Annotated in this window: 24 protein-coding genes, 1 tRNA gene and 1 pseudogene; 10 read left to right on the top strand and 16 right to left on the bottom strand. The window is 74.3% G+C overall.

Features of this window, described 5'->3' with window-relative positions:
• Positions 1–6: 6 nt before the first annotated feature.
• From KMZ30_RS08675 to KMZ30_RS08645, 7 genes are all read right to left on the bottom strand, one after another.
• Positions 7–1461, bottom strand: a complete 1455-nt coding sequence (locus KMZ30_RS08675; protein ID WP_215513607.1) for a peptidoglycan D,D-transpeptidase FtsI family protein — start codon at positions 1459–1461, stop codon at positions 7–9.
• Positions 1458–2840, bottom strand: a complete 1383-nt coding sequence (locus tag KMZ30_RS08670; protein ID WP_215513623.1) for an FtsW/RodA/SpoVE family cell cycle protein — start codon at positions 2838–2840, stop codon at positions 1458–1460. The genes KMZ30_RS08675 and KMZ30_RS08670 overlap by 4 nt, the downstream gene beginning before the upstream one ends.
• On the bottom strand, positions 2837–4252 hold the full coding sequence (locus KMZ30_RS08665) for a PP2C family protein-serine/threonine phosphatase (RefSeq protein WP_215513606.1): 1416 nt from the start codon (positions 4250–4252) through the stop codon (positions 2837–2839). The genes KMZ30_RS08670 and KMZ30_RS08665 overlap by 4 nt, the downstream gene beginning before the upstream one ends.
• Before the next feature lie 3 nt (positions 4253–4255).
• Complete coding sequence (locus tag KMZ30_RS08660) at positions 4256–4753, bottom strand: FHA domain-containing protein FhaB/FipA (RefSeq protein WP_215513622.1); 498 nt, start codon at positions 4751–4753, stop codon at positions 4256–4258.
• 10 nt (positions 4754–4763) lie between these two features.
• On the bottom strand, positions 4764–5606 hold the full coding sequence (locus KMZ30_RS08655) for an FHA domain-containing protein (RefSeq protein WP_215513605.1): 843 nt from the start codon (positions 5604–5606) through the stop codon (positions 4764–4766).
• A 119-nt stretch (positions 5607–5725) separates the two neighbouring features.
• A complete protein-coding gene (locus tag KMZ30_RS08650; RefSeq protein ID WP_215513604.1) occupies positions 5726–6895 on the bottom strand; it encodes a bifunctional glycosyltransferase family 2/GtrA family protein in 1170 nt (389 codons plus the stop codon).
• Positions 6892–8625 carry a hypothetical protein gene (locus tag KMZ30_RS08645; RefSeq protein WP_215513603.1) on the bottom strand — a complete coding sequence of 578 codons (1734 nt, stop codon included), beginning with the start codon at positions 8623–8625 and terminating at the stop codon, positions 6892–6894. Before KMZ30_RS08645 ends, KMZ30_RS08650 begins: the two co-directional genes overlap by 4 nt.
• A gap of 187 nt (positions 8626–8812) precedes the next feature.
• On the opposite strand from KMZ30_RS08645, the gene KMZ30_RS08640 reads away from it, so the two are divergent.
• The 5 genes and pseudogenes from KMZ30_RS08640 to KMZ30_RS22635 form a co-directional block, all read left to right on the top strand.
• Positions 8813–9820, top strand: a complete 1008-nt coding sequence (locus tag KMZ30_RS08640; RefSeq protein ID WP_215513602.1) for a pirin family protein — start codon at positions 8813–8815, stop codon at positions 9818–9820.
• Between the two features lie 116 nt (positions 9821–9936).
• Positions 9937–10200, top strand: coding sequence for a hypothetical protein (locus KMZ30_RS08635; RefSeq protein WP_215513601.1), 264 nt, complete (start codon positions 9937–9939; stop codon positions 10198–10200).
• Between the two features lie 65 nt (positions 10201–10265).
• Positions 10266–10348: transfer RNA gene (locus KMZ30_RS08630), tRNA-Leu, on the top strand.
• 142 nt (positions 10349–10490) lie between these two features.
• Positions 10491–11252: a hypothetical protein gene (locus KMZ30_RS08625; RefSeq protein WP_215513600.1), complete on the top strand. Its 762-nt coding sequence runs from the start codon at positions 10491–10493 to the stop codon at positions 11250–11252.
• Between the two features lie 2 nt (positions 11253–11254).
• Positions 11255–11623: pseudogene (locus tag KMZ30_RS22635) on the top strand (DedA family protein); the annotation flags it as partial.
• Positions 11624–11837: 214 nt separating this feature from the next.
• On the opposite strand, the gene KMZ30_RS08620 reads toward KMZ30_RS22635, so the two are convergent.
• Positions 11838–12428, bottom strand: coding sequence for a TetR/AcrR family transcriptional regulator (locus tag KMZ30_RS08620; RefSeq protein WP_215513599.1), 591 nt, complete (start codon positions 12426–12428; stop codon positions 11838–11840).
• Positions 12429–12486: 58 nt separating this feature from the next.
• Here KMZ30_RS08620 and KMZ30_RS08615 point away from each other — a divergent pair, with 58 nt between their 5' ends.
• Positions 12487–14040: an MFS transporter gene (locus tag KMZ30_RS08615; RefSeq protein WP_215513598.1), complete on the top strand. Its 1554-nt coding sequence runs from the start codon at positions 12487–12489 to the stop codon at positions 14038–14040.
• Positions 14041–14103: 63 nt separating this feature from the next.
• On the opposite strand, the gene KMZ30_RS08610 is transcribed toward KMZ30_RS08615, so the two are convergent.
• From KMZ30_RS08610 to KMZ30_RS08600, 3 genes are all read right to left on the bottom strand, one after another.
• Positions 14104–15618: a SulP family inorganic anion transporter gene (locus KMZ30_RS08610; protein ID WP_215513597.1), complete on the bottom strand. Its 1515-nt coding sequence runs from the start codon at positions 15616–15618 to the stop codon at positions 14104–14106.
• Positions 15619–15722: 104 nt separating this feature from the next.
• A complete protein-coding gene (locus tag KMZ30_RS08605) occupies positions 15723–16121 on the bottom strand; it encodes a MerR family transcriptional regulator (RefSeq protein WP_215513596.1) in 399 nt (132 codons plus the stop codon).
• 374 nt (positions 16122–16495) lie between these two features.
• A complete protein-coding gene (locus KMZ30_RS08600) occupies positions 16496–16990 on the bottom strand; it encodes a MarR family winged helix-turn-helix transcriptional regulator (protein WP_215513595.1) in 495 nt (164 codons plus the stop codon).
• 106 nt (positions 16991–17096) lie between these two features.
• On the opposite strand from KMZ30_RS08600, the gene KMZ30_RS08595 reads away from it, so the two are divergent.
• Positions 17097–17471: a DoxX family protein gene (locus KMZ30_RS08595; protein WP_215513594.1), complete on the top strand. Its 375-nt coding sequence runs from the start codon at positions 17097–17099 to the stop codon at positions 17469–17471.
• A gap of 30 nt (positions 17472–17501) precedes the next feature.
• Here KMZ30_RS08595 and KMZ30_RS08590 read toward each other — a convergent pair whose 3' ends face one another.
• Positions 17502–18695, bottom strand: a complete 1194-nt coding sequence (locus KMZ30_RS08590; protein WP_215513593.1) for a sterol desaturase family protein — start codon at positions 18693–18695, stop codon at positions 17502–17504.
• A gap of 53 nt (positions 18696–18748) precedes the next feature.
• A complete protein-coding gene (locus tag KMZ30_RS08585) occupies positions 18749–20077 on the bottom strand; it encodes a DUF4232 domain-containing protein (RefSeq protein WP_215513592.1) in 1329 nt (442 codons plus the stop codon).
• Positions 20078–20213: 136 nt separating this feature from the next.
• Between KMZ30_RS08585 and KMZ30_RS08580 the strand changes: the two genes are divergently transcribed.
• Positions 20214–21377, top strand: coding sequence for a glycerate kinase (locus KMZ30_RS08580; RefSeq protein ID WP_215513591.1), 1164 nt, complete (start codon positions 20214–20216; stop codon positions 21375–21377).
• Here the strand turns inward: KMZ30_RS08580 and KMZ30_RS08575 are convergent.
• Positions 21352–21876: a hypothetical protein gene (locus tag KMZ30_RS08575; protein WP_215513590.1), complete on the bottom strand. Its 525-nt coding sequence runs from the start codon at positions 21874–21876 to the stop codon at positions 21352–21354. The genes KMZ30_RS08580 and KMZ30_RS08575 overlap by 26 nt on opposite strands.
• 131 nt (positions 21877–22007) lie before the next feature.
• On the opposite strand from KMZ30_RS08575, the gene KMZ30_RS08570 reads away from it, so the two are divergent.
• The gene (locus KMZ30_RS08570; protein ID WP_215513589.1) at positions 22008–22460 is read left to right on the top strand and encodes a DoxX family protein; all 453 of its coding nucleotides are present in this window, start codon (positions 22008–22010) and stop codon (positions 22458–22460) included.
• 58 nt (positions 22461–22518) lie between these two features.
• Positions 22519–24000 (top strand): DNA polymerase IV, encoded by a 1482-nt coding sequence (locus KMZ30_RS08565; protein WP_215513588.1) that lies wholly within the window; start codon positions 22519–22521, stop codon positions 23998–24000.
• A 233-nt stretch (positions 24001–24233) separates the two neighbouring features.
• Here the strand turns inward: KMZ30_RS08565 and KMZ30_RS08560 are convergent, their stop codons facing one another.
• Complete coding sequence (locus KMZ30_RS08560; RefSeq protein ID WP_215513587.1) at positions 24234–24716, bottom strand: hypothetical protein; 483 nt, start codon at positions 24714–24716, stop codon at positions 24234–24236.
• Positions 24713–25297, bottom strand: coding sequence for an RNA polymerase sigma factor (locus KMZ30_RS08555; RefSeq protein WP_215513586.1), 585 nt, complete (start codon positions 25295–25297; stop codon positions 24713–24715). The genes KMZ30_RS08560 and KMZ30_RS08555 overlap by 4 nt, the downstream gene beginning before the upstream one ends.
• Between the last annotated feature and the right edge of the window lie 60 nt (positions 25298–25357).

Below are 25357 nucleotides of genomic sequence, written 5' to 3'. Positions count from 1 at the left end.
CCTTCCTCATCGGCTCAGCCGTGCTTCCATCATCGCCTTCGCGATGGGTGCGGCGACCGCACCACCGCCGGTCTCGCTGTTGGCCGTCCCGCCGTCCTCGACGACGACCGCGACGGCGATCTTCGGGTCGTCCGCCGGGGCGAACGAGATGAACCAGGCGTGCGCGCGCCGGCCGGTGCCGTGCTCCGCGGTGCCGGTCTTGCCGGCCACCGACACCCCGGGGATCTGCGCCCGCGTGCCGGAGCCCTCCTGGACGACCCCGACCATCATGTCGGTGAGGGTCGCGGCGACCTCGGGGGTCACGGCCTCCGACAGCTCGGTCGGGTCGGCCGACTCGATGACCGAGAGGTCCGAGCCGATGACCGACTGCACGAGGTAGGGCTGCATGACGACGCCCTTGTTCGCGACGCCGGCCGCGACCATCGCCATCTGCATCGGGGTGACGCGGACGTCGTACTGGCCGATCGAGGCCTGCGCGAGCTGGGGCTCGTTCATGTCGGCGGGGACGCTGCTCGGCGTCACCCGCATCGGGACGGTGGGTGCGTCGCCGAACCCGAACTTCGCGGCCTGCTCGCGCAGCGCGTCGGCGCCGATCTCCATGCCGGCCTCGCCGAAGGCGGGGTTGCACGAGACGACGAGCGCCTGCTTGAGCGTGATCCGGCCCGAGGGGCTGCACGGCACGTTGCCGTGGTTGGGCAGGTCCGTGTCGGTGAGCGGCAGGTCGAGCGACGCCCCGCCGGGCAGCTCGGAGTCGGCGGTGTACTTGCCGCTGGTCAGCGCGGCCGCCGCGGTGACGACCTTGAAGACCGAGCCCGGCGGGTAGAGGTCGCCGGCGATGGCGCGGTCGACGAGCGGCCGGTCGTCCTCCTTGAGCAGCGACTGGTAGTTGGCGTCGACCTTGCCGAGGTCGTGACCGGCGAGCGTGTTGGGGTCGAACGAGGGGTGGCTGACGAGCGCGAGGATCGCGCCGGTCTTGGGGTCGAGGGCCACGGCGGCGCCGCGCGCGTCGCCGATGCCGTCGGACGCGGCCTTCTGCACGGCGGCGTCGAGCGTGGTCTCGACGGTGGCACCCTGCGGCCGGCGCCCGGTGAAGAGGTCGGAGATGCGCCGGTAGAAGAGCTTGTCGCTCGAGCCCGACAGCAGCTCGTTCTCGGACTGCTCGAGCCCACCGACGGCGCCGTAGAACGAGTAGAACCCGGTGACGTGCGCGAAGAGGTCGGCGTCCTCGTACTCGCGCTGGAACTTGAACTCGTCGTCGGTCGGCACGGACTTCGCGATCGGTGTCTGCCCGACGAGGATCTCGCCGCGCTCGCGGGCGTACGTGGCGAGCAGGGTGCGGCGGTTGTCCGGGCGGCCGTTGAGGTCGGCGGCGAACACGTACTGGATGAGCGTCGTCGAGACGAGGAGCGCTGCGAAGAGGCCGGCGACGAGGAAGGAGAGGCGGCGGACGGGGGCGTTCACGACAGCTTCACCACCTCGGTGCGGGCCTCGCCGACCGCGTTCTGCGCGGACTCGTCGGGCAGCGGGCGGCGGGCGTGGTCCGAGATGCGCAGGAGGATGGCGAGCAACGTCCAGTTGGCGAGCAGCGAGGAGCCGCCCGAGGAGAGGAAGGGAGCCGTGAGGCCGGTCAGCGGGATGACCCGCGTGACCCCGCCGACGACGACGAAGCACTGGAGGGCCAACGAGAACGACAGGCCGGCGGCGAGCAGCTTGCCGAAGCCGTCGCGCGTGCCGAGTGAGGTGCGCAGGCCGCGCTCGACGAGCAGCGCGTAGAGCACGAGGATCGCGAAGAGTCCCACGAGCCCGAGCTCCTCGCCGAAGCTCGGGATGATGAAGTCCGACTCCGCGAGGTAGGTCAGGTCCGGGCGCCCGCGGCCGAGGCCGGTGCCGACCATCCCGCCGGCGGCCATCCCCATGAGGCCCTTCGCGAGCTGGTCCGAGGTCTGCAGCGCCTCGGGGCTGAAGGTGTGCAGCCACAGCAGGACGCGGACCTGGACGTGCGCGAACGCGAGGTAGGCGACGTACGCGCCGGCCCCGAAGAGCCCGAGGCCGATCGCGATCCACGACACCCGCTCGGTCGCGACGTAGAGCATCGCGACGAAGAGGCCGAAGAAGAGCAGCGACGAGCCGAGGTCGCGCTCGAAGACGAGCACGCCGAGGCTCGCGAGCCACGCGATGAGGATGGGCCCGAGGTCACGGGCGCGCGGCAGCGTCAGGCCGAGGATCTTGCGGCCGGCCACGGACAGGGCGTCGCGGGTCTGCACGAGGTAGCCCGCGAAGAAGACGGCGAGCGAGATCTTCGCGATCTCACCCGGCTGGAACGAGAACGGCCCCAACCGGATCCAGATGCGCGAGCCGAACTCCGAGGTGCCGATGACGGGCAGCAGCGGCAGCAGCAGCAGCGAGAAGCCGACGACCCCCGCGACGTAGGTGTACCGGCGCAGGATGCGGTGGTCGCGCAGCACGACGAGCACCCCGGCGGCGATCGCGACGGCCAGGGCGCTCCACATCAGCTGGCGCAGCGCCACCCCGTCGGCGATGTCGCGGCCGCGGGCGATGTCGACGCGGTGGATCATCACGAGGCCCAGGCCGTTGAGCAGCGTGACGATCGGCAGGAGCAGCGGGTCGGCGTACTTCGCGCGCCAGCGCAGCACGACGTGGAAGGCCAGCGAGACCCCGAGGTAGCCCAGCCCGAGCGCGGCGAGGCCGGGCGGGACCGTGCCGGTGGTGGCCAGGCCGAGGTTGACGTAGGCCAGCCCGACGATGCCGACCGCACCGAGCACGAGGACGAGCTCGGTGGTGCGGCCGGAGCGCGGCGCGACGGACGAGACGGTGCTCATGCGGGCGGCGGGACGGTCGGGGTGGACGTCGTCGGGACCGACGGCAGGCCGCTGGACGACGCGGACGAGGACGGCGACGGGGAGGCGGACCCGGACGGGGAGGCCGACGGGGACGCGCTCGGGCTCGGCGGCGTCCATCCGGGCTCGACCGTGCGGCACTCGTCGCCCTGGCTGCGGGCGTAGCGGCACGCCTCGGCCTGCAGACGCAGCTCGGTGACGCGTGCGTCGGCGTCGGACCGGCTGCTCGCCTCGATGCCGGCCTCGATGTTCTGCTGGTAGGAGTCGGGCAGCTCGTCGACCGGGATCGTCGTCGCGTACTCCGGGGAGTGCAGCGAGATCGGGCCGAGGTCCTGGTCGACCCCGCGGAAGACCGTGACGACGCCGTCCTGCTCGCCGAGGTAGTACTGCTGCTGCGACCACGCGTACGCCGCGTACGACCCCCCGGCCAGGACCACGACGGCCACGACGAGGGCCGCCACCGCACGCAGCACGGTGCCGCGGCGCGTGCGCGGGCCCTCCTCGGCGAGGGTCACGCCCTCGTCCCCGGCGTCGTCGTCGGCGCCGGTCGCGGCCTTGCTCAGCGCGGCGGCCTTCTCGGCCGGGGTGATCGGGACCGGACGGGTGCCGCGGCGACGCTCGGCCGCGGCACCCACGACCTGCGGCTGGGTCGGCGGGGCGTCGACCTTGGCGATGTCGACGAGGTCGCCGACGATGACCGTCACGTTGTCGGGGGCGCCGGCGCGCAGCGCGAGGGCGACGAGCCGCTCGGCGCACTGCCCCGGGTCGCGGGTCTCGCGCAGGACGTCGTCGACGGTCTCGCGCGCCACGTAGTCGGTGAGCCCGTCCGAGGCGATGAGGTAGCGGTCCCCGGCGCGACCCTGGCGCACGACGAGGTCCGGCTCGTCCTCGTCGTTGCCGGTGAGGACACGCGTCACGAGCGAGCGCTGCGGGTGGGTCTTGGCCTCGTCGGCGGTGATCCGCCCCTCGTCGACGAGGTTCTGCACGAACGAGTGGTCCTTGGTCACCTGCGTGACCTCGCCGTCGCGCAGGAGGAACGCCCGCGAGTCGCCGATGTGCGCCAGGGCGATCCGGTCGCCGGTGCGCAGCATCGCGATGAGCGTCGTGCCCATCCCGTCGAGGCGCGGGTCCTCGTCGATCGCCGTTCCGATCTCGCGGTTGGCCTCGTGGATGCGGTCGAGCAGCGCCTGGCTCGCGTCCCGGCCCGACAGCGACTCGCCGTCGAGGTCGACGAGGGCCGCGACGACGGTCGAGCTCGCGACGTCGCCGCCGGCGTGCCCGCCCATCCCGTCGGCCATCGCGAGGAGGTGCGGGCCGGCGTAGCCCGAGTCCTCGTTGTTGGACCGCACCATGCCGACGTCGGACCGCGCCGCGTAGTGGAAGGCGAACGGCATCGGCTACCTCTGCAGCTCGAGCGTCGTCTGGCCGATGCGCAGCACGCTGCCGGCCGCGACCTCGCGCGGCTCGGTCAGGCGGGTCGCCCCGAGGTAGGTCCCGTTGGTTGAGCGCAGGTCCTCGACCATCCAGCGGCCGTCGTCGCCCTCGAAGATGCGCGCGTGCCGCCCGGAGGCGTAGTCGTCGTCAAGGACGAGGGCGCACTCCGGGCTGCGGCCGATGAGCGTGCCCGAGGCGCGCAGCGGCAGGGTGGTGCCGGAGAGCGGACCCGCGGTGACGACGAGCCGGGTCGGGCCCTTGGCCGCCCGCGGCGGCTTGGGGGTGCGCTCGCGGCGGGGCGTGCGCGGCGCGGGGTTGCCCTTGGCCGGCGTCGTGCCCGCGCGCTTGCGAACGCGGGTGCCGTAGAGGTCGCCCCGCAGGACGCCGACGACGGCGAACACGAACGCCCACAGGGCGACCAGCAGCCCGAGCCGGAGCACGGTGAGGGTCAGCTCGCTCAGCATCGTGGGGTCACCGCCGCCCGGCGCGGAAGGTGACGGAGGTGCGGCCGACCGTGACGCGGTCGCCGTCGGACAGGTGCGCGCTCGTGATGCGCTCGCCGTTGACGAACGTGCCGTTGGTCGAGCCCAGGTCGCGGATCGTCGTCACGAAGTGCGGGCCGTCGGTGGTGACGCGCAGCTCGCTGTGCCGGCGCGAGATGCCGGGGTCGTCGAGGATGATGTCGGCGCTGTCGTCGCGGCCGAGGATCGTCATGGCGCCCATGAGGGGGTAGCGCTCGCCGTCGACGTCGAGCCAGGGGCGGTCGGCGGGGTTGACCCGGCGCGGGCGCGCGGGCGGCGCCTGCTGCTGGTTCGGACGGGTCGGGAGCTCGTCGTCGGAGGCCTCGTGGGCGGCGGCCGCCGCCGCGGCCGCCTGCGCCGGGCCGGGCGAGGGCCGGGGCGCCGCCGGCCGGGGCTGCTGCCCCGTGTGCCCGGTGGCGCGGGGGCGCGAGGCCTTGCTCGGGCGCAGCCGGAAGACCCCGGTCTCGAGGTCGTCGTGCTCCTCGAAGACGATGTCGAACGGCCCCGCGGGCTGGTAGTGCTGCCCGTCGCAGTGCTCCTCGGCGGCCGCGACGAGGTCCTCCTCCACGGCCTTGAGGTCCGGCTGCAGCCGGTCGAAGTCGCCGGGGCTCAGCTCGATGACGAAGACGTTGGGGACGATGGCGCGGCCCGACGAGGTGACGGCGCGGTCGTCCATCGCGCGGCGCATGTTGCTCGCGATCTCGACGGGGTGCACGGCCGAGCGCAGGTGCTTGGCGAAGGTGCCCTGGACGGCACGTTCGATGCCCGCCTCGAGGCGGTCGAGCAGTCCCACGGCGCACCTCCTCGTCGGTCACGGGCCGGCAGACGTCGGCCCAGCCTATCCGCCGGGGCTGGACGAGCCCTGAACGCGTGCGGCCGGTCGCAGGCCCGCCGCGTGCCGCGTGGGCGTGCTCAGCCGGCGTCGGCGGTCCGGCGCGGCGTGAAGACCCAGCGCTTCTGCAGGAGGTAGCTGAGGAAGAACAGCAGGGTGTCGACGACGATCTTCGCGCGCACCACGTGGCCGTTCCACAGCGTGCCGAGGCCGCTCGTCAGGAGGGTGGAGAGGAGGAAGATCCCGACGGCGAGCGCGACGTAGCGCGGCAGCGACTGCGTCACCGGGCGCCGGACGTCGAACACCGCCTGCCGGTTGACGCCGTAGTTGACGAGCGAGGAGACCAGGCGGGCGACGAGCGCCGCTCCACCGACGGCCCCGAGGGCGGAGCGGCCGTCGTAGAAGGCGTCGATGACGAGCGTGAAGACGCCGACGTCGACGAGCGCGCCGAGGAGCGAGGCCCCGACGAACTTGACGAACTGCCGGATGACGCCGCGGTAGATCATCACCGAGTCGCGGACCGGCCGGAAGTGCGACTGGCTGTTCTCGTGGTCGTGGTAGACCGTCTCGATCGGCACCTGGTAGAGCCGCACGTGATAGGTCAGCAGGTGGCTCAGGGCGTTCATCTCGTACTCGAACCGGGCCCCGCGCACCTCGAGCATCGTGTCGAGCAGGCCGCGCGAGAAGCCCCGCAGGCCGGTCTGGGTGTCGGGGATGTCCTGACCGTAGAGGAGGCGGACGACCCCGGTCGTCAGGCGGTTGCCGACCCGGCTGCGGGTCGGCAGGTCCGGCAGGGTGAAGTCGCGGACCCCGAGCACCGCGACGTCGCTGTCGCGCTCCACGAGGTGGCCGGCGAGGGAGACGGCGACCTTGAGGACGTCCGTGGCGAGGTGCTGCCCGTCGGCGTCGGCCGTGACGACGCCCCGGACGTCGTCGCGCTCGCGGCAGTGCGCGAACAGCGTCTTGAGGGCCGCCCCCTTGCCGAGGTTCTCCGGGTGGCGCAGGACCTCGACGCCGGGGAGCAGCGCGACCTCGTCGAAGAACGACGTGTACCCGTCGCCGGACCCGTCGTCGACGACGACGACCTCGTGCAGCCCGGCGGCCTGCACCGCACGGACCGTCTCGAGCAGCGCTTCGCTCGGGTGGTACGAGGGGATGCCGACGACAATGCCGGTCAGCGGGTTGGGCGGGAGCGACGGCGTGCCGGAGGGGTCGGCGTCGGCGTCGTGCGGGGTGGCGGGCAGCGTCATCGGGTCACCATCACGGGAGGCGGGTGCGGGAGGGGCGAGCCGAGCTCGGCGAGCATCTCGGCGGCGCGGGCGTTCTCCTTGAGGAGCACGACGTGGCGGCAGGTGGTGAGCAGGTTCTTCGAGGTCTCGGGGGTGATGAGGCGCTCGCTGACGTCGGGGGTCATGAGCAGGTAGCGCAGGAGGAAGCGCCGGTAGCTCGCGTCGCGCTCGTCGAGGACGATGCACACCTCACCCTGTGCCGGGACCTGGGCCCCCTCGACCGCACGGTCCGCGTTGTCGCGCAGCGCGCTCACGAGGTTCTGGCGCGGCAGGGTCAGGGGCTGGCCGAGGGGCCCGACGAACACGGCGAGCACGCCGAGCGCGGCGACGGTGCCGAGGAGGCGGAGGAGGACGTGACGCATCCCGTCGACGAGCGCCAGCAGGCCGGCCACGGCCAGGGTCAGCAGCACGAGGGTCCCCGTGCCCGTGTAGCGGCGGAAGCCCGCCAGGTGCAGGGCCTCGCTCGTCTTCATCGACAGAAGGTAGGTGGCGAGGACGCCCGCGAGGTAGGCGGCGGTGCCGAGCGCCACGGCGAGGAGCGCCGCGAGCGCTCCGCGGCCGCCGACGAGCCGCCGACGCCACAGGAGCAGGAGGACGACGAGCCCGGCTCCGAGAGCGACCTTGAGCGCGGTGTCGGCCCGCATCGCGTCCAGGACCAGGTGCGTGATCTGCTCGCGGACCGCGGGCGTCTTCTCCGCGCCGACCTCCTCGAGCCGGGAGGCGTCGAGGCTGTGCGGCGCGTCGGCGCCGTCGGGGAAGGTGACCGCGACGTGCCGGGTCCAGGCGCCGTAGACGAGCCAGGGCAGGCCGAGCATCACGAGCATCCGCCAGAGGAGGGGCAGGTGCGGACGGCGGCGGGGCCGGGGTGCGTGGGCGACGGTGAGCACCACGGCCAGCAGCTGCACGGCGACGACGAAGAACAGCCCGCTCGCCTTGACGACCCCGAGGAGGGCGAGCACGACGGCCAGTGGCACGAGGGCGACCCGCATCCGGCGCCGGTGCCGCACCGCGAGCAGGACCGCCGCGGCACCGAGGGCGGCGACGAGACCGTCGACGAGCAGGGTCGTGGCCTGGTTGGTCGTCGACACCACGGCCAGGTAGAGGACGGGGACGGGCAGCAGACCGAGCCAGCGGTGCCGGCGGGCGAACGCCGCCACCGTCATCAGCGCGGCGACGAGCAGGGTCGCCTGCCCGAGCATCGACTGCCACTCCTGGCCGCCGAGGACCCGGGTCGCGGCGTAGGCGACGCTCGCGCTGCCCAGCGGGTAGGTCGTGAACTCGATGATCGGCTGCGCGGGTGTGGGGAAGGCGTTCTGCTCGAGCATGAGGCGGACCACGAGGGCCCAGTGGCTGAAGTTGTCGTAGTGAGCGAACTCGAGGCCGTGGAGGTAGGCGACCAGCCCCGCGACGAGGGCCGCGAGCGCGAGGGTCACCGGGTGCACGGCCGTGCGCCACGACGCCCCGAGGTGGCGGACCAGCTCGTGGACGAGGGCGAGCAGGCCGAGGCCGACGACCATCCAGACCGCGGGCTCGAGCCGGTCCAGGAGCCCGCCGAGGAAGACGACGAGGCCGGCGCCCGAGAGGACGACGACGGGCACGGTGGCGGGGTCGAGGGTGGTGCGCCGGCGGGTCCAGAGGAGGAGGCCGAGCAGCGACGCGACGAGCGCGACGGCGTGCAGGACCTGCGGCAAAGGGGTGCTCCTCGGGTGGACGGCTGGCGCGGTGGTGGACGGTCGGACGGGACGGTGCCGACCCGGAGGCAGGGTGGCGGCCACGGCTGGGAGGCGGCTCGACGCCCCCGTGGCCGTTGACCAGCGTAGGACGCACCGACCCCGAGGAGGCATTTCGGGCGTGTCGTTCCTCGCCTACCGTGGGGGCATGACGCCCCCGGTGCAGGTGCTCGGTCCGCGCGAGGTGCCGCTCGGGGGGCCGCGCGCGATGACCGTGCGGCGCACCCTGCCGGCCAGGGAGCGCTCGTTCGTCGGGGCGTGGTGCTTCGCCGACCACTACGGGCCCGACGACGTCTCGGTCAGCGGCGGGATGGACGTCGCGCCGCACCCCCACTGCGGGCTGGCCACCGTCTCGTGGCTGTTCTCGGGCGAGGTCGAGCACCGCGACTCCCTCGGCACCGTCGCCGTCGTGCGTCCGGGCGAGGTCAACCTCATGACGGCCGGCCGGGGCATCTCGCACTCGGAGGTGTCGACGGCGGGGACGCGGGTGCTCCACGGTGCGCAGCTGTGGGTCGTGCTGCCGTCGGCGTCGGCCGAGGTCGAGCCGCGGTTCGAGCACCACGTCCCGGAGGCGGTGCATCCCGCTTCCGGCGTCGAGGCGCGGGTGTTCGTCGGGTCGCTCTGGGGCTCCCGCTCGCCCGTGCGGGTCGAGACCGCGCTGCTCGGGGTCGAGGTCGTCCTCGGGGCGGGGGCCTCGGTGGCCCTGCCGGTGCCGGACGAGTTCGAGGTCGGGGTGCTCGTCGACCGTGGCTCGGTGGACTTCGCCGGTGCGCGGGTGGCGGCGACCGAGCTGGGGGTCGTCGAGGCGGCCTCGGGTGGTGGTGGCGGGGTCCGTGACGGGCGCTCGCTCGTGCTGACGGCGAGGGCCGAGGGTGCCCGCGTCCTCGTCCTCGCCGGCGAGCCCTTCGGCGAGGAGGTCGTCATGTGGTGGAACTTCGTCGGGCGCTCGCACGACGAGGTCGCCGCCGCCCGCGAGGCGTGGGAGTCCGGCGCCGACGGGTCGTCGTCGGGTCGCTTCGGCCGGGTCGAGGGCTACGAGGGGGATGTGGCGCGCATCCCCGCGCCCGGCCTTCCCGGCGTGCGGCTGCGCTCGCGGGGCAACCGCGACCGGCCCGCCCGTCCCGAGACCGAGACCGAGGCCGAGCCGATGTCATGACCGGTCGGTCGTCCGGGCACGGCTCCGGTGGCGGGAAGGGTTCGCCGTGGCGGGAGGACGCACTCCCGGCCATCGGCACGGCTCCTCCAGGGCTGTCCCGGGGGATCGTCGTCGGGATGTGGGTGATCGTCGTGGGCGGGTTCGTGCTCGGCGCCGCCGCGATCGTCATGGCCGTCGTCGGCTGGGCGCAGGGCGCCTCGGGGGGCGCGGCGCTCGCGGTCGCCGCGGTCGGTGTGCTCGTCCTCGCCGGTGCCGCCTGGTGGCTGCGGCTGCTGCTCATCCGGCGCCGGGCCGAGGTGGATGTCGACGCCGCGCGGGCCGACCTGGACGTCGCCTCCCGTGAACTGAGGGACCGTCTGAGGCGTGCGGAGGGTCGCTGAACCGACCCCGCTTTGGTCGATCGGGCATCCATCGGGCACACTGGGACGGCTCATCCGAGCACCACGCGCAAGTGGCGGAACGGCAGACGCGCTGTCTTCAGGTGGCAGTGTCCTTACGGGCGTGGGGGTTCAAATCCCCCCTTGCGCACAGCACAGGGACGACCCCGACCGGGTTCTGGTCGGGGTCGTCCCCTGTTTCGGGGGTCCATCGCTCCTGCGGCGAACGTGTGTGAGGCTCGCGGGTGGAGACCGACGTTCTTCACACACGTTCCGGGGGAAAGGGGGAGATCGTGAGCGGACCCGTGGGGGGCGTCCAGGTCCTGCAGGTGCCGGGCACCGCGCGACGTCCCCGTGGCCTCGTGCCCTGGGTCGTCGGCGCGTTCGTCGGACTGCCCCTGGCCGTCTGGGTGGCCCTGGCCGTCGGCGTCGGCCTGGAAGCGCCGCTGTTCTTCGTCCTCGTCCTGGTCCAGCCGCTGGTGTTGTTCGGCGGTCCTTTCCGCTGGGCAGCGGTCAGGAGGCGACGCGGTCTCGTCCGGTTCGTGCGGACGCCGGGCCGCCTGACCTTCCCCGCCACCGGCGTCGACCGTTGGTGCTACCTCCTGATGTCCCTCGGCCTGATCCTCCTTCCGTTCGTCGCGATGTGGGATCTGGGCCGGGTCGGCAGTGAGTCGTCCGGCGTGGTGCGAGCCTTCCTCTGGGCGGCGCCGCCCCTGAGTGCTTCCGGGCTGTTCTGGCTGCGAGGCTGGACCCCGACCAGCCTCGCCCGCACCCCCACCGGCGTGGTCGTCCACGTCAACTGCACCGAGACCACTCTCCGCTGGGACGACCTGCCGCCCGTGGACGCCGTCAGCGCCCCGCGTCTGGACAGGACGCTCCGCGCGGCCGGCACGCCCTTTCCCGGCACCCTGCTGCGCTCCGACCCGGACGTCGTCGCCGACCTCGTCGAGCTCTACCGCACCCACCCGGAGCTGCGGTCCGAGCTCGTCGGCGGCCGGGTGCCCGAACGCCTTCGCGGCGGCGACCTCTGGCTGCTCGACACGGCGGAGGTCTGACGGTGCGGCGCCTGCTGAGCACCCTCGTGGACGTGCACGAGCTGGACGAGCACATCCTCATCAGCAACCTCACCCGCTCGCCGCATGACGGGTGGCGGGAGTCCGACTGGTTTCGTCTCCTGCCGGCCGACGTCCACGACATCGCCCTCGGACACACCGCCTCCCGTCTCGGCCGGCGGGCCGGACCCGCGGTCTGGGACCGCGCGGAGGCGGTGCTCGCCCGGCACGGGGCGCTCGCCGTGCTCGTCGCCCGCTTCGTGCCGGTGGCCCGGACACTCGTGCCGCACCTGGCCGGGGCGGCCGGGGTGTCCCGGGCCCGGGTGGCCGCGGCCAGCGTGGTCGCCGGGTCGCTCTGGGCCGGCGCGGAGGTCACGGCCGGTTACCTCGCCGGTCGGGCCGCGGGCGGATGGCGGCCCGCCCTCCCCGGGTGGGTGCTCGTCGCGCTCGGGGTGCTCGTCGTGCTCGCGACGGCCGCCGGCCTCGTGGTGCTGCGGCGCCGGGAGCCGGTCGGCGAGGTGGGTGTCGACGAGGTCTCGGACCGGGCCCGGGCTCTCGAGCGGACGGGGGTGAGTGCCCTTCCGGACGTCAGAGCTCGGTGCGCAGGACGGCGTCGACGGCCGCCGTCACGAGGGCGCGGCGCACCGCGGGGTCGGCGCCCGAGAAGCCGGACAGCCCGACGACGTCACCGGTCACGACGAGCCCGACGGCCAGCGAGCTGAGGAGCACGGCCCGCGCGCCCGGATGGCTGACGCCGAGGTCCCCGAGCAGCGTGTGGAAGTGCGCCTCGTAGAACTCCCGGATGCGGGCGGCGGCGGCCGGGTCGCTCGAGGCCGCCCGCACGACGCCGGTCAGGGTCGCCCGCACCTCGGGGTCCCCGGCGAGCAGGGTGCGCGCGAGCACGTCCGCCCACTCCTGCGGCGGGACGCGGCCCAGGGCGAGCGAGGCATCGGCGACCGGGCCCGGCAGCTCCATGACGTGGGCGAACAGCTCGGCCTTCGTGCCGAAGTAGTGGCCGACGAGGGCGGGGTGGACCTCGGCGCGGGTGGCGATCGCGCGGATGGTCGCGCGGTCGAAGCCGTGGTCGCGGAACTCGCCGCGGGCGGCGTCGACGATGGCGGCCCGACGGTCCGGGCCACCCGCGGGCGGGCGGCCGGCGCTGCGCGTCGTCGATCCCATGGACAGCGAGCCTACCGAGCGCTACCTTTATTAGACGCTCGTCTAAATAGGAGGACCCATGAGCAGCCCGGTCCGCACCCGCGCGGTGCTCCTCGTCGTCTCGCTCGCGCTGATGACCGTCGTCTCGGCGGTCAGCGGCCTCAACACGGCGCTACCCGAGATCGCGGTCGCGACCGGCGCCGACCAGACCGAGCTGACGTGGATCCTCGACAGCTACACGGTCGTCTTCGCCGGGCTGCTCCTCCTCGCGGGCGCGGTCGGCGACCGGTACGGCCGCCGGCTCCTGCTCGCCGCGGGCCTGGTCGTGTTCGCCGTGACGAGCGCCGCCGGGCTCCTCGTCGACACCCCGACGGCGCTCATCGTCATCCGCGCGCTCAGCGGGATCGGGGCGGCGGCGATCATGCCCTCGACGCTCTCGGTCATCACGACGTCCTTCCCGCCCGCGGAGCGCGGCAAGGCGGTCGGTGTGTGGGTCGGGGTCGCCGGTGGCGGCGCGGTGCTCGGCCTGCTGGCCACCGCCCTGCTGCTCGAGTTCTTCGACTGGAGCTCGTTCTTCGCGCTCAACCTCGTCCTCGCCCTCGTCGCCCTGGGCGGCGTCCTGCGCTGGGTGCCGGAGTCGCGTGAGCCCGCCCAGCGGCTCGACTGGGCCGGTGGTCTGCTGAGCCTCGTCGGCGTCGGCGCGCTGGTGCTCGGGATCATCGAGGGTGCGGCCCGCGGCTGGGACGACCCGGTCAGCGTGGGCGGCTTCGTCGTCGGCGGGGTGGCCCTCGTCGCCTTCGTCCTGCGCGAGCTGCGCACCGACCAGCCCCTGCTGGACCCGCGCGTCTTCCGGGACCGCGGCCTGACGGCCGGGTCGCTGTCCATCACCGTCCAGTTCTTCGCCCAGTTCGGGTTCATCTACGTCGGCATCCAGTACCTGCAGTACGTCGCCGGGTTCTCGCCCCTCGAGGCCGCCCTGCGCCTGCTGCCGATGGCCGTCGTCGTCATCCCGGCCTCTCGCCTGGCCGGCAGCCTGAGCCGGCGTCACTCGCAGAAGCTGCTCGGCACCATCGGCCTCGTGCTCCTCGCCTCCGGGCTGTTCCTCCTCGCGCGCCAGGACGCGGAGTTCGACGTGTGGCGGTTCTGGGGCGCCCTGTGCGTCTACGGGCTGGGGATGGCCTTCGCCGCCACGCCCGCCACGACGGCGATCACCTCGGCCATGCCCGACGACAAGCAGGGTGTCGCCTCGGCCGTCAACGACGTCTCGCGCGAGGTCGGCAGCGCCATCGGCATCGCGGTGCTGGGGGCCGCCCTCACGACGGTCTACCGGGACGAGGTCGCGGCGGCGACCGGCGCGCTGCCCGCGCAGCTGTCGCGTGCCGTCGAGAGCGGGCTCGCGTTCACCCGGATGTCGCCGCCCCCGGGGACAGAGGCCGTGTGGCCGCGGCTGGTCACCGCCGCCGAGGAGGCGTTCGTCGCCGGGATGTCGCAGGCGCTGACGGTGGCCGCCGTCGTCGTGGCCGTGACGGCGCTGGTCGTGGCCGTCATGGCGCCGCGACACCGGGAGGTGGGCTCGGCCGGGCTCCCCGAGTCGGAGGGCCGGCCGGCGCCGGCCACCCGCGAACGCGTGTGAACGTGCCGTGTGTCACCGGCGATTTCACACGCGTTCGTGGAAGAGGGAGGGCTCGGGTCGGCGTCAGTGGCCGGCGGTCAGCCGCCCGCTCAGGCGCTCGTGACGGGCGGCGCTGACGGCATCGAGACCGCGGAAGGTCACGCTCTTGCCGCGGGCGGCGTACTTGGTCTCGACGGCGTCGAGGGTCGCGACGGTCGAGGCGTCCCAGACGTGCGCGCGGCTGAGGTCGACGACGACGTGCTGCGGGTCGCCGGCGTAGTCGAACTGGCCGACGAGGTCGTTGCTCGAGGCGAAGAACAGCTCGCCCTCGACGGCGTAGACACGGGTGTCGGGGTCGGGGTGCTCGACGTCGACGACCCGCACGAGGTGCGCGACCCGGCGGGCGAAGAGCGCCATCGCCACGAGCACACCGACGACGACGCCGATCGCGAGGTTGTGCGTCGCGACGACGACCGCGACGGTGACGACCATGACCGCGGTCTCGCTGCGCGGCATGCGCCGCAGGGTCGAGGGCTTGATGCTGTGCCAGTCCAGCGTGCCGACGGACACCATGACCATGACGGCGACGAGCGCGGCCATCGGGATGATGCCGACGAGGTCGCCGAGCCCGACGACGAGGACGAGGAGGAAGGCGCCGGCGAGGAAGGTCGAGATGCGCGTGCGGGCGCCGGACGCCTTGACGTTGATCATCGTCTGGCCGATCATCGCGCAGCCCCCCATGCCCCCGAAGAAGCCGGTGACGACGTTGGCGACGCCCTGGCCCCACGACTCGCGGGTCTTGTCCGAGCGGGTGTCGGTGACGTCGTCGACGAGCGTCGCGGTCATCAGCGACTCCATGAGGCCGACGAGCGCCATGCCCAGCGCGTACGGCCCGACGATGCGCAGCGTCTCGAGCGTGAGCGGCACGTCCGGCAGGACGAACGAGGGCAGGCTGTCGGGCAGCCGGCCCTCGTCGCCGACGGTGGGGACCGCGACGGCGAACCCGACCGTGACGACGGTGAGGCCGACGATGGCGACGAGGGGCGCGGGGACGACCGTGGTCAGCCGCGGCAACAGGACCATGACGACGAGCCCGGCCGCCACGAGCGGGTAGACCGCCCACGGCACCCCGAGCAGGTGCGGCACCTGCGACATGAAGATGAGGACGGCCAGCGCGTTGACGAAGCCGACCATCACCGAGCGCGGGACGAAGCGCATGAGCCGGGCGACGCCGAGCAGCCCGAGGACGACCTGGATCACGCCGCCGAGGACGACGGTCGCGAGCAGGTACTCCATCCCGTGCTCGCGCACGACGGGGGCGATGACGAGCGCGACCGCGCCGGTGGCCGCCGAGATCATCGCCGGGCGGCCGCCGAGGAAGGCGATCGAGACGGCCATCGTGAACGAGGCGAAGAGGCCGACGCGGGGGTCGACGCCGGCGATGATCGAGAAGGCGATGGCCTCGGGGATGAGGGCGAGGGCGACGACGAGACCGGCGAGCACCTCGGTGCGCAGGCGGCGGGGCGAGCGGAGGGCGGCGCGCACCGAGGTGACGTCGTCGGCCTCGGGGCGCGGTGGGGCGATGGCGGTGTCGGACACGGTGAGTGAGCTCCGGGGGTCGGCCCGCGGGTCGGCGGGCAGGGCTCCCGGGCGTCGTCGACCGGGGTGGTCTGGTGTGGGGCGGTCCCGCTGGGCGGGTCGGGTCAGGCGAGGGGCTGCTGGAGCTCGCGCGCGAAACGCTCCGCGCTGTCGACGCGGCGGCGCAGGTCGGCGAGCTTCTCGTCGGCCAGGGCCTGGTACGCGGCCAGCTGCTCGACGACGCCGGCACGGGTGCGCTCGGAGAGCCGCGGTGAGGCGAGCCGCTCGCGCAGCGCGATGATGTCGGCCATCTCCTCGAGCGAGAAGCCGAGCGGCTTCATCTGCATGATGAGCAGGAGGCGGCGCACGGCCGGCTCGCCGTAGAGGCGGAAGCCGCCGGGGCTGCGCCGCGACTCGGGCAGCAGCCCGACCTCCTCGTAGTGCCGGATCGTCTTCAGGCTGAGGCCGGTCCGCTCCGCGACGTCGCCGATCTGGAGGTCGGTGGCGGTCTCGGGGGCAGGCATGCGCGGGCTTCCGGTCGGGGGGCGGGACCGGGCAACCCTACCCTCACGTGAGGGAAGGGATGAAATCGCTCAGGCCCCCTCACCTGCCGCGAACGCGTGTGTACTCGCCGGGGCTGCCCGGCGAGTACACACGCGTTCGCGGTGGGGGGTGGTCAGCGCGGGCGGCGGCGGTTCGCGACCTTGCGCTTGGCGAGCGGCACGCCCACCTTGGCGAGCGCCTGCCAGGCGACCCAGCCGAGGGCGGTGTACGCGGACTTCTTGGTGCTGGCCATGAGGGCCTCCTCGTGGTCGGGGTGGGACCGGGGCGGTCCCTGTTCACCCCGTGAGTCGCGCGGAGTGTCCCGAACCGCACGCTCGCGAGGGAGTGACGCAGGTCACTCCGGGTCGACGAACGCCTCCATCGGACCGTCGGGGTCGAGAGCGGTGACGATGCGGCGCGACGCCTCGCCGAGCGTGGCCAGCTGCCGGGCGGTCAGGGGGTCGAGGACGAGCCGGCGGACCTCCTCGACGTGCAACGGCGCCGCGCGCCGGACGACCTCGAGCCCGGCGTCGGTCAGCACCCCGTAGGTCGAGCGGCCGTCCTCGGGGTCGCTTTCACGGCGAGCCCAGCCGCGCTCCTCGAAGCGGCGGACGGTGTTCGACAGCCGGGACAGCGAGCTCCCGGTGAAGCGCGCGACGTCCTTGAGGTGCAGCCGCCGCCCGGGCGCCATCGACAGCCCCGACAGGACGAGGTACTCGAAGTAGCCCAGGCCGGCGACGGCCTGCATCCGGCTCTCGAGGGCGCTCGGCAGGCGCATCGTCAGCTGCGACACGAGGATCCAGGCGCGCTGCTCGTCGGCGTCCAGCCAGCGGGGCGCGTCGTCGGCCATGCGGGCACATTACTTCACGCCTCAAGTGATTGACGTCCGCGGCGGGAATGCCGGATGCTGGTGGTGAGTTCACGCATGAACTGAAACCACCCCACTGGAGGTCCCCGTGAACATCGCACTCTGGGTCGTCGCCGTCGTGCTCGCCCTCGCCTTCCTCGCCGCCGGAGCCATGAAGCTCTCCCGCCCGAAGGCGGCGCTCGCCGAGTCGGGCCTCGGCTGGGTCGAGGACTTCTCGGCCGGCGCCGTCAAGGGCATCGGCACGGTCGAGGTGCTCGGCGCCCTCGGCCTCGTCCTGCCCGCCGTCACCGGCATCGCGCCGGTCCTCGTGCCGCTGGCGGCGACGGGGCTCGCGCTGACGATGGTCGGCGCGGCCGTCGTCCACGCCCGTCGCGGCGAGACGCCGATGATCGCCGTCAACGTCGTGCTGCTGCTCCTCGCGGCGTTCGTCGCGTGGGGCCGGTTCGGGTCCTACGCGTTCTGAGCCCGGCGCCCGCCCGCCCGGGGTGGTCGCTCAGGCGGCCACCGGTGCGGGCGGCGCGGGCTCCATCGCCGGGTCGCCCGCCGCGGCGAGGGCCCGGTGGCGGTCGTACGCCCACCCCGGGCCGCGCAGGAGGAAGGACCAGCGGTCGCGCCAGGTCTGCGACCCCGCGACGTCGCGGCCGATGTCGCGCCACTCGTGGGTCGCGATGACCGCCGGGTTGTGGGTGTCGATGTTCTTCGTCAGCCCGTAGACGACCGGCTCGTCCTCCTCCTCGAACGTGCCGAACAGCTTGTCCCACACGATGAGGATGCTGCCGTGGTTGCGGTCGAGGTAGCGCGAGTTGGACCCGTGGTGGACCCGGTGGTGTGACGGGGTGTTGAGGACCTTCTCGAGCCACCCGATGGAGCGGACCGCCTCGGTGTGGATCCAGAACTGGTAGATGAGGTTGAGGGCGCGGGCGTTCTCGATGACGCTCGGCCGCACCCCGGCGAGCGCGAGCAGGCCGTAGGGGACGCTCATCGTCACGCCCTCGGCGACGGGCTGCCGCAGCGCCGTCGACAGGTTGTACCGCTCGCTGCTGTGGTGCACGACGTGCATCGCCCAGAGCCAGCGGCTCTCGTGGTTGAAGCGGTGGTTCCAGTAGTAGATGGCGTCCCAGCCGAGCAGCGCGACCGTGTTGGCGAGCAGGCCGGTGCCGAGGTCGCGGCCGGTACGGGCGAACAGCTTCTCACCGCTCGTCTGCGCGGACCAGGTCGTCGCCACGGTGAGGGCCGTCGACGCGACCGCGGCCACGGCCATCCCGCCGGTGACGCGGCGCAGGGCGGGGACGGCGTCGGGGTCGGTGTCCGCAGGGGTGGTGCTGCGACGGACCTGCCGGGCCTCCTCCGGGATGCTCCCCGCCGCCGGCAGGCCGCCCTCGGCCCGCCGGCGACGCACGACGTCGAGGACGGTGGTGGCGGCGCTCGCGGCGACGGCGGTGCCCATCAGCCAGCGGGCGCCGCGCCCCTTCCCCGGCGTCACGGGGTCGAGGAGGCGCTTCGCGACGAACGGGGCGAGGAGGCTGCCGACGCCCATCGTCAGGCTCGCGACGGTGTCGGCGAGCTCGTAGTCGCCGGCACGCGTCGTCCCGGCCGGGGCGGGGTGGCGCTTCTGCCACCAGTACTCGGCGGCCATCGCGCCGACGAAGGCGGGGATGGCGAGGACGGTGAGGTCGGGCCGCTTCACCCCGTCACCGTACCCACGGGTAACCCGGTTGTCAGGAGGAGCGGACGAGGGCTTCACCACGCTCGGGGCGCGTTCTCGACCGCCACCCACCGATCGGCCACGAGGACCTCGCCCGGACGGTCCGGCCCGGCGGTCACCGTGATGACGTCGACAGCCTCCCCCGGCGCGAGCAGCACGGGCGGGCCCTCGACGGCGTCCGGCACGCCGTCGGGGAGGGCGGAGACGCCGGGGACGAGCAGGCAGGGTGTGACGGCGGTCAGGTGGACCCGCACCGAGGGAGGGAGCGGCCGTCCGGAGCCCGCGTCCGGGTGCTCGCTCGTCACGGCGAGCTCCTCGGGCCGGCACCGGGGCGCGACGTCCGGACGCACCGGGTCCTCCCCGCCGCCTGCTCCGTAGCCTCGGCGCTCCCACCGCGAGAACGTGACCTCGGCGCCGGGGCCGACGGTCGGGACGCCGGTCCCCGCGGAGGACGCGAGCCGGACCGGCAGGAGATCGGGCCCGGCCGACCCGAGCACCGAGAGCCGCTGGGCGGCGGCCCCGTCGATGCCCTGGACCGGTCGCCACGTGACGAGGGCGGAGGCCGACTCCCGGGGCGCGAGGACGACCTCGCCGCGCCACGGGGTGGTCCGGACGGGCACGTCCTCGCCGTCGCGGACGAGCACCAGCCCGGTCGCTGCGGCGAGGCGGCACGCGAGGGGGCCGGTGTTGACCACGAGGAGGGGCACGGCGTCGTAGCCCGTGAGGCGCTGAGGCGGACCGAGGGCGAGGTCGAGGTCGTCGGCGGCGCAGGGGTCGGCTCGGCCCCGGGACATGGGGCGCAGCGCCACGCTCGAACTCCCCCGCCGTGGTGGCGAGCCGGTCACGAGCTCTCCCGCGTCCGGAGGGTCGAGGTCCAGGTGGGGGGCCGGGTCGTCGCCGGCGGGCTGGACGGGCTCGAGGGTGACGTCGTCGGGGCACCCGACCGGCTCCGCGGCGAAGGCCGTGCGGGAACGGTCGACCGACAGGCGGGCGCAGACGACGTGCCACACGCCCCCGTCGTCGACGAACGGCCCGCCGCCCACGGTGCGGTGCCACACGACGACCGGTATCGCCGCATCGGCGGCCCGTCCGCCCTCGCGCTCGCCGTAGGTCGCGTACTCGACCTGTCCCACACCGCTGTCCGTGCGCTCCGGGTCGACGACGACGGTCCGCGCATCTCGGACGAGCGCCTCGACCTGCGCGCTGCTGCGGACCTCGAGCCCGGCGAGCGCATCGTCGAGCCCCTGCGTCAGGGTGTCGAGCGCGAGCCCGTCGATCGTCCGTGACACCGCTGCCGAGCACCCGGAGGTCGTCAGCAGCGCGGCGACGACACCCGCGACCCACACCCTTCGCCCCCCGGTCATGACCTCATCGTGCAGGACGTCCGCGACGAGGGTGTGACGCGATCCGGCGGACGGTGTGGAGATATCGTGGAGACCGCATCGTCCGGTCGGCGCGGACGGCTGGTCGGACGGTCCGGGCTGCGGCAGGGTGGAGGGCGTGAGCACCGCGACCGACGCCGGCACCCCGGTGGTCGTCGTCGCGCCGGACTCGTTCAAGGGGGCGCTCGGCGCGGCGGAGGTCGCCGCGGCCGTCGCCCGGGGATGGCGGACCGCGCTGCCGGACAGCGAGGTCCGCGAGGTGCCGATGGCCGACGGGGGCGAGGGCACGGCGCGGACGATGGTCGCGGCCACGGGCGGCCGCTGGGTCGAGGTCGAGGCGCCGGACCCGCTCGGGCGACCGGTGGCCGCCGGCTACGGGGTGCTGGGCCCCGACGCCTCCGGACGGGCGCGGGTCGCCGTCGACGTCGCGACGGCCTCCGGGCTGGAGCGGCTGACCCGGCGCGAGCTCGACCCCTGGCGCGCGTCCAGTGCGGGCACCGGTGTGCTCCTGCGCCACGCGCTCGACACGGGCGCCGACGAGGTCGTGCTCGGCCTCGGCGGCAGTGCCACGACCGACGGCGGGGCCGGGATGCTCGCCGAGCTCGGCGTCGTGTTCCTGGACGCAGCCGGCGCCCACGTGCCGGCGACCCCGCTCGGCCTGCGCGACCTGGCGTCCGTCGACCTCACCGGCCTCCACCCGCGGCTGCCCGAGGTGCGCCTCGACGTCGCGTGCGACGTGACCAGCCCGCTCACCGGGCCGGCCGGTGCCGCAGCGGTGTTCGGTCCGCAGAAGGGGGCCCGCCCGGCCGACGTCGAGGCGCTGGACGCCGTGCTCGCGCGGTTCGCCACGGTCGTCGGCGGTGACCCGGACCACCCGGGCTCCGGCGCGGCCGGGGGCATCGGCTACGCGGTGCAGGCGGTGCTCGGCGGCAGGCTCACCTCGGGGGTCGAGCTGGTGGCGGACGCCGTGGGCCTCGAGTCCGCCTGTGCCGGAGCGCGGCTCGTCATCACCGGCGAAGGGCGGTTGGACGGGCAGACGGCCTCGGGCAAGGTGCCGGTCGGCGTCGCCCGGGTGGCCGCCCGCGTCGGTGTGCCGGCGGTCGCGCTCGTCGGCGCGCTCGGCCCGGGGCACGAGCGGGTGCTCGACGACCTCGTGGCGGTCTGGCCGGTCGGCGACGGGCCCCGGCCGCTCGAGCGCGCGCTCGCGAGCACCGCGGCCGACCTCGAGCGCACGGCCCGGATGCTCGCCGCGTCCCTCAGCGCGTGGGCCGCCCCTCGCTGACCCCCGGGTCCGGCCGAGGACGTCGGGGCCGCAGGGCGGCGTGCAGGGCGACCCCGAGCAGGACGAGGACGACGGCCAGCCCGGCGGCGCCCAGCGGCGGGGAGACCACGGCCGCGCCCGCCAGGGGGATGACCGCGACGACGCCGACCCCGACGGTGACGAACACGGCGCGGTGCAGCAGCCACCAGGCCCCGCGATCGCGGTCGACGAGCCGCCCGCCCGACCCCACGAGACCTCCGAGGACGAGGGCGGCACCGACGACCGCGAGCAGGGTCGGCGGACCCAAAGCGGCCCAGGCCTCCTGCTGGTGCTGCCCGAGGTCCTCCCTGGTGCAGGTGCCCGCCGCGAGGCACGACGGCTCGGCGAGGAAGAACCCCCAGTAGACGTCGGCCCGCCAGCCCACGGAAAGCATCCACAGCAGGCCGCCGACGAGCACCAGCCACCCCACGACGGTCGTGTCACGCGGCGGTGCCCCCACCTCGTCCTCCCCCGGAACCATGCGCCCATCCTCGCCGCCGGGTCGGGGCACCCGTGGGTGCGGCGGGCGCAGGACGTGGGGAGATCGTGTGGAGGGTGATGCCGCCGTCACCGACGCCCCCGTGCGGGCCGCCGACCCAACACACTGGGGGGATGACGCACCACGACGAGACCCCGACCCGGCGCGAGAAGACCGGGCGCGCCCTGCGCGCGCTCAGCAAGGTGGCCCTCGGCGCCGCGCTCGTCGGGGCCGGCACCGCACACCTCACGAGCAAGCGCGAGGAGTTCCAGGCCCAGGTGCCCGAGTGGATGCCCTTCGACCCGGACGACGTCGTCGTGTGGTCGGGCTACGCCGAGATCGCCCTCGGGGCGGCGACGCTCCTCACGTGGCGCCAGCCGTCGCGGGCGCGGATGGGGCGGGTCGGCGCGCTGTTCTTCCTCGGGGTCTTCCCGGGCAACGTCGCGCAGTGGCTCGAGCGCAAGGACGGCTTCGGCCTCGACACCGACGAGAAGCGTCTGGCCCGGCTCGCGTTCCAGCCGGCGCTCATGGCGTGGGCGCTCCACGCCGGCGACTCGCGCCGCCAGAAGCGCCTCGCCCGGGGCTGAGGCCGCAGCCGCCACGGGCCGTCCGGGCGGGGTCGGTGGGCGGAGGCAGACTGGGGGCGTGCGCGCGCGTCCGGTGATCCTCCACCTGGACCTCGACGCGTTCTTCACGGCCGTCGAGCAGCTCCACAAGCCGTCGCTGCGCGGCAAGCCGGTCGTCGTCGGCGGGGTCCGTGGCCGCGGCGTCGTGTCGACCGCGTCGTACGAGGCGCGCGTCTTCGGCATCCGCTCGGCGATGCCGACCGCCGAGGCCCGCCGCCGCTGCCCGAACGCGGCCTTCCTCAGCCCCCGCTTCGAGGCCTACCGCGACGCCTCGCACGCCGTGATGGACCTCGTCCGCGAGCTGACGCCGCTCGTCGAGCAGGTCTCCATCGACGAGGCCTACCTCGACCTCACCCCGGAGCACCCGCAGGCCGACGTCGAGCTCGTCACCGAGCTCGTCGAGGGGCTGCGCGGCCGCATCCACGCGCGGACCGGGCTCACCGCGTCCGTGGGCGCCGGCACGAGCAAGCTCGTCGCGAAGATCCACTCCGACCTCGCCAAGCCCGACGGCCAGATCGTCGTGCCGCCCGGTGAGGAGGCCGAGCGCCTGGCCCCGATGGCCGTGCGCGCCATCCCCGGGGTCGGCCCGGCGACGGCGGCGCGGCTGACGGCGCACGGCATCGCGACGGTGGGGCGGCTCGCCGCGCTCGACCTCGACGAGGTCGTCGCGCTGCTCGGCAAGGCGCACGGCACGCAGCTGCACGCGTTCGCGCGGGGCGAGGACGACCGCGAGGTCGTCACCGAGCGCGCGGCGAAGTCGGTGTCGGCCGAGTCGACGTTCGAGACCGACGTGACCGACCGGGTCCGGCTGGCCGAGCACGTGCGCCGGCTGACCGACCGGGTCGGCGAGCGGTTGCGCGCCGACGGGCTCTCGGGACGGACCGTCGTCCTCAAGGCGAGACGCCACGACTTCAGCACGCTGACCCGCTCGACGACCCTCGACCAGCCGACCGACGCCGACGCGGTGGTCCTGCGGCAGGCGCTGCGCCTGCTCGACGGCCTCGACGTCGCGGACGGCCTGCGGCTGCTCGGCGTCGGCGTCTCGGGCCTCTCGCTCTACACGCAGCCGGACCTGCTCGACGGACTCCTCGACGACCGGCCGGGCCCGGTGCGCACGAGCACGGTCGAGGACGACGACGAGTTCGTCCGGCCGGATGCCGGCGGGGGTGCGCTGCCGGTCGAGCAACCGGCGGACCCGGGGGACGAGGCGCCGGCCGCGGACCAGCCGGCGCCGCGCTCGCCGTGGCGCCCCGGCCAGGACGTCGAGCACGCCGAGCACGGGCGGGGCTGGGTGCAGGGCAGCGGGGTCGGGCGGGTGACCGTCCGCTTCGAGGGTCCGAACACCGAGGTCGGCCGCATCCGCACCTTCGCCGAGGACGACCCCGACCTCACGCCGGCCGACCCGCCGGTCTGGCAGCCCGAGGACGACCCCGACCTCACGCCGGCCGACCCACCGGTCTGGCAGCCCGAGGACGAGTCCGACGAGGCCGCGAGCTCCTGACCCGTGGCGCGCACAGCCGTACAGCAATCGCCGAATGTGTCGATTGCTGCACGCTGGCGGTCGTGGGGGGCGTGCAGCAATCGTCGAATGTGTCGATTGATGTACGCCGGCGGTTGTGGGGCGTGCAGCAATCGCCGAATGTGTCGATTTCTGTACGCCGGACTCTGCTCGGGTGTGCATCAATCGTCGAAAGCGTCGATTTGTGTCCGCGGCAGACCGGCACTCCAACGGCGTCAGACGATGACGTCGTCGATGGTCACCTCGACGGGCACGCCCTCCGGCGGCAGCGCGTCCGCGCCGAGCGTGTCGACGACCGCGCGCGCGACCGTCGACCGCACGGCGCTCGCGGCATCGGCGAGGACCGCCCCGTAGGTGGCGGTGACGTGGACGGCCACCGAGGTGCAGCGATCCTCCTCGAGGCCGACGCGGATCTGGGTGGGGGTCACGCCGACGAGCGCGGACACCGCCTCGCGCAGGACACCGACGAGCACCCACTCGCGCACGACGAGGACGTCGTCGTCCGGGGCGGGCGAGGGGAAGGTGGCGTGCACCGGGCGCGAGCGCCGGGTCGTGGCGCGCACCGTCGAGCGGACGCGCGCCGAGACGTCGATGAACGCCTCGGGGTCCTCGGAGGCCAGCAGCCGCGCGGACCGGGCGAGGAGGGCCTCCTCGTCGGTGGTCAGCGGCCGCTCCGCCGCCGGGTCCGGTCCCGTCATGCCCGCCACTCTTTCATCCCCTCCGCGAGCGCGCGTCGTGCGCGGAACAGCTGACCCCGCACGCTGTCCGGGGTCGTGTGCAGCACCTCGGCGACCTCGGCCTGGCTCAGACCCTCGACCTCGACGAGGACCCACACCGAGCGCTGCTTCTCCGGGAGGTCGCGCAGCGCGGCCTCGAGGGCCTCGCGCAGCTCGAGCTCCGACGCGGCCTGCACGGGGTCGGCGTCGTCCGGGCGGTCGAGGACCTCGTCGGTGACCGGCACGGCCCTGCGACGCCGGCGCGAGCTCTGCACCTTGTGGACGAGGATGCCGAAGAGCCAGGTCCGCAGGGCCGAGCGGCCGTCGAACCGGTCGAGCGACTGCCACGCCGCGACGAGGGCGTCCTGGACGAGGTCCTCGGCCTCGCCGCGGTCCGGGGTGGCGCGCAGGGCGTACCGGGTGAGCGCGGGGCCGTGCCGGGCCACGATCGTCTCGAAGGCGCGCCGGTCGCCGAGCGCGGCGGCGCGGGCGAGTGCGAGGTCCTCGTCCCGGGAGGCGGAGGGTGACGACGAGGTCACCGCACCCTGCAGGGTCGCGCTCACGCGGCTCGGCACCTCCGTCTCGGGCGGCCCCATCGGCCGTCTCACCTGCGACAACGCTGC

It is taken from the genome of Phycicoccus mangrovi, from assembly GCF_018729305.1.
In the GTDB taxonomy this organism is placed as follows: domain Bacteria; phylum Actinomycetota; class Actinomycetes; order Actinomycetales; family Dermatophilaceae; genus Phycicoccus; species Phycicoccus jejuensis.
The sequence above is the reverse complement of the archived record's forward strand: the minus strand, read 5'-3'. Positions and strand labels throughout refer to the sequence as shown.

Coding starts and splice junctions, on each gene's coding strand:
- KMZ30_RS08670 (WP_215513623.1), bottom strand. CDS start 2,840: ATGAGCACCGTCTCGTCCGTCGCGCCGCGCTCCGGCCGCACCACCGAG.
- KMZ30_RS08665 (WP_215513606.1), bottom strand. CDS start 4,252: ATGCCGTTCGCCTTCCACTACGCGGCGCGGTCCGACGTCGGCATGGTG.
- KMZ30_RS08650 (WP_215513604.1), bottom strand. CDS start 6,895: ATGACGCTGCCCGCCACCCCGCACGACGCCGACGCCGACCCCTCCGGC.
- KMZ30_RS08640 (WP_215513602.1), top strand. CDS start 8,813: ATGACGCCCCCGGTGCAGGTGCTCGGTCCGCGCGAGGTGCCGCTCGGG.
- KMZ30_RS08635 (WP_215513601.1), top strand. CDS start 9,937: ATGTGGGTGATCGTCGTGGGCGGGTTCGTGCTCGGCGCCGCCGCGATC.
- KMZ30_RS08620 (WP_215513599.1), bottom strand. CDS start 12,428: ATGGGATCGACGACGCGCAGCGCCGGCCGCCCGCCCGCGGGTGGCCCG.
- KMZ30_RS08615 (WP_215513598.1), top strand. CDS start 12,487: ATGAGCAGCCCGGTCCGCACCCGCGCGGTGCTCCTCGTCGTCTCGCTC.
- KMZ30_RS08605 (WP_215513596.1), bottom strand. CDS start 16,121: ATGCCTGCCCCCGAGACCGCCACCGACCTCCAGATCGGCGACGTCGCG.
- KMZ30_RS08600 (WP_215513595.1), bottom strand. CDS start 16,990: ATGGCCGACGACGCGCCCCGCTGGCTGGACGCCGACGAGCAGCGCGCC.
- KMZ30_RS08585 (WP_215513592.1), bottom strand. CDS start 20,077: ATGACCGGGGGGCGAAGGGTGTGGGTCGCGGGTGTCGTCGCCGCGCTG.
- KMZ30_RS08575 (WP_215513590.1), bottom strand. CDS start 21,876: ATGGTTCCGGGGGAGGACGAGGTGGGGGCACCGCCGCGTGACACGACC.
- KMZ30_RS08570 (WP_215513589.1), top strand. CDS start 22,008: ATGACGCACCACGACGAGACCCCGACCCGGCGCGAGAAGACCGGGCGC.
- KMZ30_RS08560 (WP_215513587.1), bottom strand. CDS start 24,716: ATGACGGGACCGGACCCGGCGGCGGAGCGGCCGCTGACCACCGACGAG.